11 protein-coding genes are annotated in these 11,164 nt (G+C 73.0%); 5 read left to right on the plus strand and 6 right to left on the minus strand.

The window, feature by feature from the left end; all coding sequences use genetic code 11:
- Positions 1-33: 33 nt before the first annotated feature.
- A complete protein-coding gene (locus ACNAW0_RS14705) occupies positions 34-1,626 on the minus strand; it encodes an MFS transporter (RefSeq protein ID WP_416288403.1) in 1,593 nt (530 codons plus the stop codon).
- A gap of 105 nt (positions 1,627-1,731) precedes the next feature.
- Between ACNAW0_RS14705 and ACNAW0_RS14710 the strand changes: the two genes are divergently transcribed.
- Entirely contained in the window at positions 1,732-2,553 is an 822-nt protein-coding gene (locus tag ACNAW0_RS14710) for a DUF3027 domain-containing protein (protein WP_416288404.1), read from the plus strand.
- 3 nt (positions 2,554-2,556) lie between these two features.
- Here ACNAW0_RS14710 and ACNAW0_RS14715 read toward each other — a convergent pair whose 3' ends face one another.
- On the minus strand, positions 2,557-2,817 hold the full coding sequence (locus ACNAW0_RS14715) for a DUF2530 domain-containing protein (protein WP_416288476.1): 261 nt from the start codon (positions 2,815-2,817) through the stop codon (positions 2,557-2,559).
- Positions 2,818-3,016: 199 nt separating this feature from the next.
- On the opposite strand from ACNAW0_RS14715, the gene ACNAW0_RS14720 reads away from it, so the two are divergent.
- The 4 genes from ACNAW0_RS14720 to thpR all read left to right on the plus strand — a co-directional run bounded on the left by ACNAW0_RS14720 (position 3,017) and on the right by thpR (position 5,995).
- Complete coding sequence (locus ACNAW0_RS14720; protein ID WP_416288405.1) at positions 3,017-3,466, plus strand: MarR family winged helix-turn-helix transcriptional regulator; 450 nt, start codon at positions 3,017-3,019, stop codon at positions 3,464-3,466.
- Between the two features lie 74 nt (positions 3,467-3,540).
- Positions 3,541-4,827, plus strand: a complete 1,287-nt coding sequence (locus ACNAW0_RS14725) for an MFS transporter (RefSeq protein ID WP_416288406.1) — start codon at positions 3,541-3,543, stop codon at positions 4,825-4,827.
- A 67-nt stretch (positions 4,828-4,894) separates the two neighbouring features.
- Positions 4,895-5,404 (plus strand): hypothetical protein, encoded by a 510-nt coding sequence (locus ACNAW0_RS14730; protein ID WP_416288407.1) that lies wholly within the window; start codon positions 4,895-4,897, stop codon positions 5,402-5,404.
- Positions 5,405-5,416: 12 nt separating this feature from the next.
- Positions 5,417-5,995, plus strand: coding sequence for an RNA 2',3'-cyclic phosphodiesterase (gene thpR / locus ACNAW0_RS14735; protein ID WP_416288408.1), 579 nt, complete (start codon positions 5,417-5,419; stop codon positions 5,993-5,995).
- Between the two features lie 85 nt (positions 5,996-6,080).
- Here thpR and ACNAW0_RS14740 read toward each other — a convergent pair whose 3' ends face one another.
- The 4 genes from ACNAW0_RS14740 to ACNAW0_RS14755 all read right to left on the minus strand — a co-directional run bounded on the left by ACNAW0_RS14740 (position 6,081) and on the right by ACNAW0_RS14755 (position 10,941).
- On the minus strand, positions 6,081-7,055 hold the full coding sequence (locus tag ACNAW0_RS14740) for an aldo/keto reductase (RefSeq protein ID WP_416288409.1): 975 nt from the start codon (positions 7,053-7,055) through the stop codon (positions 6,081-6,083).
- Positions 7,056-7,151: 96 nt separating this feature from the next.
- Positions 7,152-8,234 (minus strand): septation protein SepH, encoded by a 1,083-nt coding sequence (gene sepH / locus ACNAW0_RS14745; RefSeq protein ID WP_416288410.1) that lies wholly within the window; start codon positions 8,232-8,234, stop codon positions 7,152-7,154.
- 189 nt (positions 8,235-8,423) lie between these two features.
- The gene (serC, locus tag ACNAW0_RS14750) at positions 8,424-9,551 is read right to left on the minus strand and encodes a phosphoserine transaminase (protein ID WP_416288411.1); all 1,128 of its coding nucleotides are present in this window, start codon (positions 9,549-9,551) and stop codon (positions 8,424-8,426) included.
- Between the two features lie 283 nt (positions 9,552-9,834).
- A complete protein-coding gene (locus ACNAW0_RS14755; protein WP_416288412.1) occupies positions 9,835-10,941 on the minus strand; it encodes a citrate synthase 2 in 1,107 nt (368 codons plus the stop codon).
- Positions 10,942-11,164: the final 223 nt, after the last annotated feature.

Below are 11,164 nucleotides of genomic sequence, written 5' to 3' on the forward strand. Positions count from 1 at the left end.
TGCTGAGCCTGATGGTTCGCTCGCTCCGCTCGCTCACGTGACCGGCCCTCGCCGGTTCTCCTCGCCCGCCCCGCCCGGCCCGCCGACCGGTGAGGATGAGGGGCGGTAGATGTGGAAGCCCGGCGGCGCGAACCCGTCGTCGGGTACGGCGGTGGGCGTGCCGCTCGACGACGGGGCCGGCGAGGTGGGGGTCGGGTCGGCCGGTGCCTCCGGCTCCTCGTCGGCCAGCTCGTCGTCGCCGAGCGGCCGGCCGATCAGGCGCTCGCTGCGCAGCCGGCCGGCCACCAGCGCCCCGCGTACGGCCACCAGCGCCGCGACGCCGGCGGCGACCGTGACCCCGATCCGGCCGGTGAACGGGACGAGCCCGAGCGCGCCGCCGGCCACGAAGGCGAGCATGAGCGCGGTCTCGGAGTGGGCGAAGGAGCTGGCCCGCAGCCGTTCCGGGATCCGCTCCTGGATCGACGCGTCGACCGCGAGCTTGGCGATCCCGCTGAACAGGGACGCGACCACGCAGAGCAGCGCCACCATGGGCAGCGAGAACCTCAGCGCGGCCAGCACCGCCACCCCGGCCACGATGATCATGCCGCTGGACTGGATCGCGGCCGGCCGGTGGATACGCAGCCGGGTGCCGGCCGCGGTGGCCAGGAAGCCGCCCACCGCCAGCGCGCCGCCGATCAGGCCCAGCGCGGCCTGGGCGCCCAGGTCTCGGCCGAAGAAGTCGGTGGTCAGGCTGCCGGCCTTGATCGCGAAGGCGAGGAAGAGCAGCAGGAAGCCGTACACCCCGCGCAGCGCCGCCGCGCCGATCAGGGTGGCGATCACCAGGCGGCCGGCGGGGCGGCCCCGGCCCAGCGGTCGTTCCCCTCCCCGGCGGCGCAGCGCCTGCAGCGGGCGCGGTACCCGCTCCGGCGGCTCGGAATCCGCCTTCGGCGGCAGGCGGAGCGAGATCACCATGCCGGTCAGGAAGATCAGGGAGGCCACCCGGAGCGGCCACTGCGGCCCGAACCAGAACGCGGCCAGCCCGAGCGGGGCGACCAGTCCACCGGCCACCGTGCCGTAGACGCTCGCCCTGGCCCCCACCTGGGACAGCCCCAGGCCCTCCGGCAGCAGCCTCGGCACCGCCGCCGAGCGGGCCACCCCGTAGGCCCGGGAGAGGGCGAGCACGCCGAACGCCGCCGGATAGAGCCCGAAGCTGCCGATGTAGTCGGAGATCAGCCAGGCGAGGAAGGCCCGGCCGAGCATGGTGGCCGCCAGCGCGTACCGGCGGCCGTGCCGGAAGTGGTCCAGCAGCGGTCCGACCACCGGGGCGAGCATGGCGAACGGCACCATGGTCACCAGCAGGTAGAGCGCGACCTGGTTCCGGGCCTCGCCCAGCGGCACGTCGAAGAAGATCGTCCCGGCCAGGCCGATGGCGATCAGGGTGTCCCCGGCGCAGGAGAGGGCGTGCAGGTCGAAGAGGCGGACCATGCCCACCTCGTTGCCGGCGCTGCGGGCCCGGGCCGACCCGGCCCGTCGCGTCATCCACCGACTGCCCCGCAGCGAGCCGCGGAGCAGCAGGCGGGTGGCGCGGATGCCCGTGCCGACGATCCGCCCGAGGGCGGACCGGCCGGAGCGGGAGGACAGCGGCATGTCGTACATCCTTGCCCATCTGATCCAACCGCGCCGGGCCACCTGCGGAGAACGACTCCGGGGAGTGCCTGACAACCGACCATGGGCATGGGGAACAATGGGTAGGTGACCAGGCCCGCCTCCGCCCGCGCTCCAAGGCTCGACCAGGTGTGCGCCGCCGCCGTCGAGGTGGCGCGCGCCGCCATCACCGAGGTGGACCCCGCCGACGTCGGCGAACACCTCCAGGCCGTCGCCGAGGGCGACCGCCTCGTCACCCACTACTTCGAGTGCCGGCTGGCCGGCTACCGCGGCTGGCGCTGGGCCGTCACGGTGACCCGGGTGCCGCGCAGCCGGAACGTCACGATCTGCGAGACGGTCCTGCTGCCCGGCGCCGACGCGCTGCTGGCCCCCGGCTGGGTGCCCTGGCAGGAGCGGCTCAAGCCGGGCGACCTGGGCCCGGGTGACCTGCTGCCCACCCCGCCGGACGACGAGCGGCTCGCCCCGGGCTACCTGCTCTCCGACGACCCGGCGGTCGAGGAGACCGCGTGGGAGCTGGGCCTGGGCCGGCCCCGGGTGCTGTCCCGAGAGGGCCGCTCGGAGGCCGCGCAGCGCTGGTACGACGGCGACCACGGCCCGAACGCCCCGATCTCGGTGGCCGCGCCGGCCGCCGCCCGCTGCGGCACCTGCGGCTTCTACCTGCCCTTCGCCGGGGCGCTGCGGCAGGCCTTCGGCGCCTGCGGCAACTTCTACGCGCCCGACGACGGCCGGGTGGTGAGTGCCGACCACGGCTGCGGCGCGCACTCGGAGACCCTCGCCGAGACGGCCGAGACCCCGGTCGACGAGCTGCCCACGGTGTACGACGACAGCGCGGTCGAGTCGGTGTCCGTCAGCCGGGCCCCGGGTTCGGTGGAGGCGGCCGAGCCGGCGGAGCCGTACGGCCACTCCTGACGGTCAGCCCCGGTGGGCGGCGGCCTCTCGGCGACGGCGCCGGTTGGCGTCGTGTCGCATCATCACCGCGAGACCGGGAAAGCCCCACAGGAAACCGGCCAGGCAGGTCCAGAGCCAGTTCTGGTGCCCGTGTTCGGTGAGCCAACCACGGAAGAAGACCAGCAGCACCAGCCCGACCGCCGCCCAGACGATCAGCCCGGCGACGGCGAACGGCACCATCGGCGGGTCGAGCGGCTCGGGCCGCGGCGGTTGCTCCTGAGGCACGGGGCACAGCGTACGCGACCGCTTGTGCCCGACCCGGGAGCTCCACCCCGGGTTGTACGCCGCGGTGTTGTTGTTCATCCTGTACTTCCTGCGTGGGCCGATCGAGTTGGTGGCGTTCCGACGCGGGAAAAGACGATCTTCTGGTGAGCCTGGTCATATCGCACGTCGTTAGCCAGGCTTATTAGTTAGGCTAACGAGTGTGACGGAGCGGACGGTGACGGCGAAACGCGTGCCACCGGCGCAGCTGGCCCCTCAGCTGCGTGATGCGATCACCCGGCTCAACCGGCGGGTCCGGCAGGCCCGCCCAGTCGGCGACCTGACGGTCACCCAGCTCTCGGCGCTGACCAGCCTCCGGATGGCGGGCGCGCTGACGCCCCGGGAGCTGGCCGACATCGAGCGGGTGCAGCCGCCGACGATGACCGGGATCGTCGCGAAGCTGGAGGAGCGCGGCCTCGTGCAGCGGACCCCCCATCCGACCGACGGCCGGCAGGTCATCCTGGCGGCGACCGAGGGCGGACGGGCCGTGCTCGAGCAGTTCGAGCGGGCCCGCAACGAGTGGCTGGCCAGTCGACTGGCCGCGCTCAGCGAGGAGGAACGCGACACGCTGCGGCGGGCCGCGGACATCCTCCAGGGGATCGCTCGCGCCTGAGCCGCGATCGCCTCGTGCGGTCCGCTTCGTCCGCTGTGGATGAGGCGTACGCGGCGCGAGGAGGCGCATAAAGAGTGCAGGCGAAGTTGAGCACGATGTTCCAGTCCCTACGAGTCCGCAACTACCGACTCTTCGCCACCGGACAGCTGATCAAGTTGATCGGCGTCTGGATGATGTTCATCGCCCAGGACTGGCTCGTCCTCGATCTCAGCGGCAACTCCGCCACCGCGCTCGGCGTGGTCACCGCGTTGCAGTTCACCCCCGTCCTGCTGCTGACCCTGCTCTCCGGCCGCCTCGCCGACCGGTACGACAAGCGGCTGCTGCTCTTCATCGCCAACGCGTTCTGGACCGTGCTGGCGCTGATGATGAGCGTGCTGGTGATCACCGGGCTGGTGCAGCTCTGGCACGTCTTCGCGTTCGCCGCCCTGCTCGGCGTCGCCAACGCGGTGGAGACTCCGGTCCGGCAGGCGTTCGTCTCCGAGCTGGTCGGCGTGCCGCTGCTGCCGAACGCGCTCTCGCTCAACTCGGCCACCTTCAACTCGGCCCGGATCATCGGCCCGGCTGTCGCCGGCCTGGCCATCGCCGCCTTCGACGTCGGGCCGGTCTTCCTCTTCAGCGCGCTCAGCTCGATCGCCCCGCTGGTCAACGTGGTCCGGATGCGTACCGCGGAGCTGTACCGCAAGGATCTGCCGCCGGCCGGCGAGCGCGACCAGGCCCGGGTGGTGGACGGCCTGCGGTACGTCTGGCGCCGACCCGACATCCTGCTGCTGATGGCGCTGATGTCGGTGACCGGGATGAGCCTGTTCAACTTCCAGCTCACCCTCGCCGCGCTGGCCAAGACCGTGTTCAACACCGGCGCCGCCTCGTTCGGCCTGTTCAGCACCGCCCTCGCGGTCGGCGCGCTGATCGGTGCCCTGGCCGGCACCGGGCGGCGCAGCCGCCCCTCGGTCTGGTTGGTGCTCGGCGCGGCGATCGGCAGCGCCACCTTCGGCACGCTGGTCGGGCTCGCCCCGGCGTACTGGCTGGTGGTGGCGCTGCTGCTGCCGGCCGGGTTCTTCATGGTCTTCTTCGCCCAGGCCGCCAACCAGCGGGTCCAGCTCGGCGTCGACGCCGCCTTCCGGGGCCGGGTGATGGCGCTGTGGGTGCTGGTCTTTCTCGGCACCAACCCGGTCGGCGCGCCGGTCATCGGCTGGGTGGCCGAGACCTTCGGCGCCGGGGCGAGCATCTGGATCGGCGGGCTGATCTCGCTGGCCGCCGCACTCCTCGCGCTCACCTGGCAGCTGCGCCGCTCGGGTGCCCGGCTGCGGCTGCGGATGCTGCCCATGCCCCGCTTCTACGTGGTGTCGCCCCGCGCGGAGTGAGGTGCGAGGAAGGCCGGATATCGGCAAACGGGTGGCGAGCCGTGACGGTGGGGCTTAGCGTCGTTACGTGGAGGTGGGGCGGGGACTACTCTTGGTGCTGGCGATCCTCGCCGTCTGCAGCCTGCCTGCCCTCTTCGCGCTGATCTTCTGCGCCGACGAGATCCTCGACCGGGTGGTCTGCGGGTGGGCTGAGTGGCGCGAGCAGCGCCGGGAACGGCGGGCCATCGCCCGGCTGGACCGGGCCGTCGAGGCCGACGCGCTCACCCGCAACATCGACCTCACCGAGCTCGATCGGGCCGACCGGCGCCCCCTCGAGCAGCTCGCCACCGATCTGCGCCGGCTCGGCGGCCACCGGCTCGCCGCCGTCGACCGCTCGGTGGTGTGGCACGGTGCCGTCATCGACGCGTACGACGAGCGGCTGCGCGCCGCCTGCCGAGCGTTGGGGATCACCGAGCATCTGGCCGAGCTCGACGGCGTGGACCGCGAGATCGAGCGGGTACGGGTGGAGGGGCTGGTGCACGCCGCCGGCCTCCCCCTGCCCGCGGCCCGCCCCGGTCACCACCAACGGCACCGCTGACCGGGCGGCACCGTGCGACTCTTCGTCGCGGTCTACCCACCCCGGCCGGCGGTGGACGACCTCACCGTCCAGGTGGCCCGGCTACGGGTCGGCACCGCCTTCGCCGCCGGCATCAACGTACGGCTCGCCGACCCGGCCAACGCCCATCTCACCCTCGCCTTCCTCGGCGACGTGGCGGACGACCGGCTGGTCGACGTGGAGAGCGCGCTCGGCCTGGCCGCCGAGACGTTCCGAACCGGCCGGGACAGCTCGCCCCGGCTCCGGCTCGGCGGCGGGGGCAGCTTCGGGCGCGGCCGGTTCACCGTGCTCTGGGTGGACCTGCAGGGTGACGTCGAGGGGCTGGCTGTGCTGGCCCGGCTGATCCGGTTCGGGCTGCGCCGGTCCAAACTGCCGCACGACGAGAAACCGTTCCGGGCCCACCTGACCATCGCTCGCCCCGGCGATCGGATCGACCGCGCCGACGTGCTGGCCGATCGGGAGACCCTGCACGCCTACGTCGGCCCGGAATGGGCGGCGGAGGAACTGGTCCTGGTCCGCAGCCACCAGGGCCCCCGCCCCACCTACGACCGCCTAGCCGCCTGGTCGATCTGACCCGGTGACGGGTTGCGGCATGTCGCGTCATCCCGAGCATCGGACGCCGCGACTGCCGCAAACCGGGGTGGATAAGCCCGAGGGGTCACCAGGCCCAGGCTTCCGGGGCGGGGCCGCCGCTGGCGACGGGTGGGAAGAGGGCGTCGAGGCGAGTGAGGGCCGGCTCGTCGAGGTCCACCTCCAGCGCGCCCAGGCTCCGGTCGAGCTGGTCGACGGTGCGTGGGCCGACGATCGGGGCGGTCACGCCCGGCCGGGAGAGCAACCAGGCCAGCGCCACGTCGGCCGGGTCGTGGCCGAGGTCGGCACAGAGCTTCTCGTACGCTTCGACGGTGGGCCGGTGCGTGGCGAGCGCCTCAGCCGATCGGCCGGCGGTGCCGCGCGCGGCACCACCCTCGGCCATCTTGCGCAGCACCCCGCCGTGCAACGGCGACCAGGGGATGATGCCCAGCCCGTAGTGCTGCGCGGCCGGGATCACCTCCAGCTCGACAAAGCGGGTGAGCAGGTTGTAGATGCACTGCTCGGAGACGAGGCCGAGGAAATTGCGTCGGCCGGCCGCGGCCTGCGCCTGCGCGATGTGCCAACCGGCGAAGTTGGACGATCCGACGTAGATCACCTTGCCCTGGGCGACCAGCGTCTCCATGGCCTGCCAGATCTCCTCCCACGGCGTGGTACGCGAGATGTGGTGCATCTGGTACAGGTCGATGGTGTCGGTCTGGAGCCGGCGCAGCGAGTCCTCGCAGGCCCGGATGATGTGCCGAGCGCTCAGGCCCTGCTCGTTGGGCCACTCGCCCATCCGGCCGTATACCTTGGTGGCCAGGACGACCTGGTCACGGCGCCCGCCGCCCTGGGCGAGCCAGCGACCGATGATCTGCTCGGTGACGCCCTCGCCCAGCTTCCAGCCGTAGACGTTCGCGGTGTCGAAGAAGTTGATGCCGTGCTCCAGCGCCCGGTCCATGATGGCGAAGCTGTCCGGCTCGTCGGTCTGCGGGCCGAAGTTCATGGTGCCGAGGCAGAGCCGGCTCACCGAGAGGCCGGTGCGGCCAAGATTCGTGTACTCCATGGGTCCACCCTGGCACGCGCGGACTCGGAGTGCCTTACGACAACTCCAGTGCGCCGCGACCTGGAGCCGTCGCGCATGCCCGGGTGCCCGTGGTGATCAGGACGACTCGCGCGCCGCCGGGGCGCTGCCGAAGAGGACATCGTCCCAGCTCGGCAGCCGCTTGCGCGGCTTGCCGCCGGCCTCCGTGGACTCGTTGCCACCCGCGGCCGCCGCTGCGCCGGTGCGGCGCGGCCGGAGCACGGCCAGCGACGGTACGGCCGGGACCTCCTTCGGCGCATCCGAGTCGTCGTCGAACGCCGACCCTGGGCCGCCGCCGAGCAGTGCCGCCGCGCCGCCGGAGACCGGCCGCTGGCGGGGCGTCTCCGGCCCGGCCAGGGCGGCCGGGGACCGAGTGTCGAGACCGCGCCCGGACGCGCCGCCGAGCGGCCGGTCAAGCGAGGCGAGCAGGGCATCCCGGCCGGCGCGGATCGGGTCCCGCCCCGGGCGGGCGTGTTCGGCCGGCGCCGGCAGGCCGTGCCCGCCCCGGATCGGCTCGCCGCGCGACGGGCCGGGCAGCGCGTGGCCGCCCCGCTCCGGCGCCGGCTCCTGGCCGAGGATCGGGGTGGGCCGCTCCGCGCAGAGGTATTGCGCCATGTCGTCATGCGGGGCGACGTGCTGCCGGGTCTTGTCGAGGTCCCAGACCGCCTGCGCGGTGGCCTTGCCCGACGGCCAGGTGGCGATGATCCGCCAGGTGCCGTCGTCCCGCCGGTAGGCGTCCCAGGAGATCTTCTCGGTGTCGATCCCGTGCTGGGCCAGCCGGCCGTTGACCACCTCGGCCAGCGGGGTCGGCTTCTCCGCGCCCTTGAGTCGGGTCCGCCGGGCGTGCTGGGCGAGCATGGCCCGCTCCTGGAGCACCGGGCCCGCGTACCGCAGGACGCGGTCGACCGGCACGCCGGCGATCCGGGCGACGTCCTCAGCGGACTCACCGGCGCGGATCCGGGCCTGGATGTCCCGGGGGGAGAGAACTGGCGCCGGGCCGGTGGCGGCCGGCACCACCGCGAGGGGAGCCGCGCCGGGCTCGGCGTGCAGCGCCGTGGCGACGCGTTCGTCGATGGGTAGCGCGAGCAGGCGCCCGACCTCGTCGGTGAGCACCAGAGCCTGGCCGTCCTCGGAGAGGGCGACGAAGCGTACTGGGCGCATGGGCTTGCCTCCGTCCCGCTTCGCTGGCCGTCACGCCACGAGCCGGCCACCCGGGCGTCCTCGCACCACCGTACGCTCATCTACCCGGAGGTGGGGGATGCGACACCCGGCATGTTGCGACTGAGCTGCGAGGATGATCACGGTGGGTGGTCGCGGGAGCCCCGACGACCACCCACCGTCACCGGATGATCAAAGTCGCTCGACCACGTAGTCGATGGACGCGGTGAGCGCCTCGACGTCGGCCGGCTCGACCGCCGGGAACAGCGCGATGCGCAGCTGGTTGCGGCCCAGCTTCCGGTAGGGCTCGGTGTCCACGATGCCGTTGGCGCGCAGCGCCTTGGCGATCGCCGAGGCGTCCACCCCGTCGGCGAAGTCGATCGTGGCGACCACGTTGGAGCGCAGCGCCGGGTCGGTCACGAACGGGGTGGCGAACCCGGCCCGCTCGGCCCAGCCGTACACGATGCCGGCGCTCTCGGCGGTGCGCTTGGCCGCCCAGGTCAGGCCGCCCTGGGCGTTCATCCAGTCGGTCTGCTCCGCGGCCAGGAAGATGGTGGCCAGCGCCGGGGTGTTGTACGTCTGCTCCAGCCGCGAGTTGTCGATCGCGGTGACCAGGTCGAGGAAGGCCGGGACGTAGCGGCCGGACTCCTTGATCTCGGTGGCCCTGGCGAGCGCTGCCGGCGACATCAGGGCCAGCCAGAGCCCACCGTCGGAGCCGAAGCACTTCTGCGGGGCGAAGTAGTAGACATCCGTCTCGCCGACGTTGACCTCCAGGCCACCGGCCCCCGAGGTGGCGTCGACCAGCAGCAACGAGCCCTCGTCGGCGCCCGCCACCCGGCTGATCGGCACGGCCACGCCGGTGGACGTCTCGTTGTGCGGGGTGGCGTAGACGTCCACGCCCGCCTCGGCGACCAGGGCCGGCGCGCTGCCCGGCTCGGACTTGCGGATCGTCGGTTCGCCGAGGAACGGGGCGTCCTTGACCGACTTGGCGAACTTCGCGCCGAACTCGCCGAAGCTGGCGAACTGGGCCCGGTCGCGGATCAGGCCGAAGGCGGCGACCTCCCAGAAGGCGGTGGTGCCGCCGTTGCCGAGGATCACCTCGTAGCCCTCGGGGAGGGAGAAGAACTCGGCGATGCCCTGGCGCAGCCGGGCCACCTGGTCGCGGACGGCCTTCTGCCGATGCGAGGTGCCCAGGTAGCTGGTGGCGACATCGGCGAGGGCGGAGACCGCCGCCGGACGGACCTTGGACGGCCCGCAGCCGAAGCGCCCGTCGGCGGGCTTGATGTCGTCGGGAATCCGGATGGTCGGTGCGTCAGCCACGGTTGTCTCGATCCTTCCGCGTGGGCGAGGACGGGCCCTACAGCGGGCGCGGACCGACGGCAGCCGCGCACGGGCGCGGAAGGCCGGGATCCGAGCCCGGTCCGGCGGCACTGCCGGCCTCCATCCTCGCACCCGGACCGGCCGGCCCGTCGGCTCGTCCCACACCCGCCGCTGAGGCGTGCGCCACACACGGAAGGCCCCGACCGACGGTCGGGGCCTTCGCGGCGGTTGGTAGGGACCCTTCCTGTGCCCGAGGCGTTGAGAAGGGGCCCTTCCTTGCACCTCAGACGCCGTGCGGGATGGCGTCCCAGCCCTCGACCTCCTGCGGCTTGCGCGGGCCGTGGCCGACGTACCGGGCCGACGGGCGGACCAGCCGGTTCAGCTTCTTCTGCTCCAGGATGTGCGCGGACCAACCGCCCATCCGGGCACAGGTGAACATCGAGGTGAACATGTGCGCCGGCACCTCGGCGAAGTCCAGCACGACGGCCGACCAGAACTCGACGTTGGTGGCGAGCACCCGATCCGGGCGCCGGGCCTGCAGCTCGGCCAGGGCGGCCTTCTCCAGCGCCTCGGCGACCTCGAAGCGCGGCGCGCCCAGCTCCTTGGCGGTGCGCCGGAGCACCCGGGCGCGCGGGTCCTCGGCCCGGTAGACCCGGTGGCCGAAGCCCATCAGCCGCTCGCCCCGGTCGAGCACGCCCTTGACGTACCCCTCGGCGTCGCCGCTGCGCTCGACGGCCTCGAGCATGCTGAGCACCCGCGACGGCGCGCCGCCGTGCAGCGGGCCGGAGAGCGCGCCAATGCCGGAGGAGATGCAGGCGGCGGCGTCGGCGCCCGTGGAGGCGACGATCCGGGCGGTGAAGGTGGAGGCGTTCAGGCCGTGCTCGGCGGCCGAGATGAAGTAGGCGTCGACGGCCTTGACGTGCCGCGGGTCGGGCTCGCCGCGCCAGCGCTTCATGAACCGCTCGACGATCGTCTCCGCCTTGTCGATCTCCTTCTGCGGTACGGCCGGCAGGCCCAGGCCGCGGGCGGACTGGGCGACGAAGGAGAGCGCGGTGACCGACACCCGGGCGAGGTCCTCGCGGGCCTGCCCGTCGGTGATGTCGAGGAGCTGGCTGAGACCCCAGTACGGGGCGAGCATGGCGACGGCGGACTGCACGTCGACGCGGATGTCGCCGGAGTGCACCGGCACCGGGAACGGCTCGGCCGGCGGCAGGCCCGGGCCGAAGCGCCCGTCGACCAGCAGCGCCCAGACGTTGCCGAAGGAGACCTGGCCGATCAGATCCTCGATGTCCACGCCGCGATAGCGCAGCGAGCCACCCTCACGATCCGGTTCGGCGATCTCGGTCTCGAAGGCTACGACGCCCTCCAGGCCCGGTTTGAAGTCGGACATGTCGTCTCCTGGCTTCCGGCTCGGTGCGCCCCACGCGGCTCAGCCGGCCCCGCTCCATGGCGACCTTCAGGGATGTGTTCGTGCCATCTTGCCTGCTGGTAACTGAGTGCGCGACCCACTGCGACTGTGCTGCACGCGACATCCCCACGGGTGGACAGGATCACGGCCTCGGCCAGACTGGGCTGTGGGGCCTGGCCAGCGTCGAGGGATGCGGCCGCCTCGA

Source organism: Micromonospora sp. SL1-18 (assembly GCF_047921505.1).
Classification (GTDB): Bacteria; Actinomycetota; Actinomycetes; order Mycobacteriales; family Micromonosporaceae; genus Micromonospora.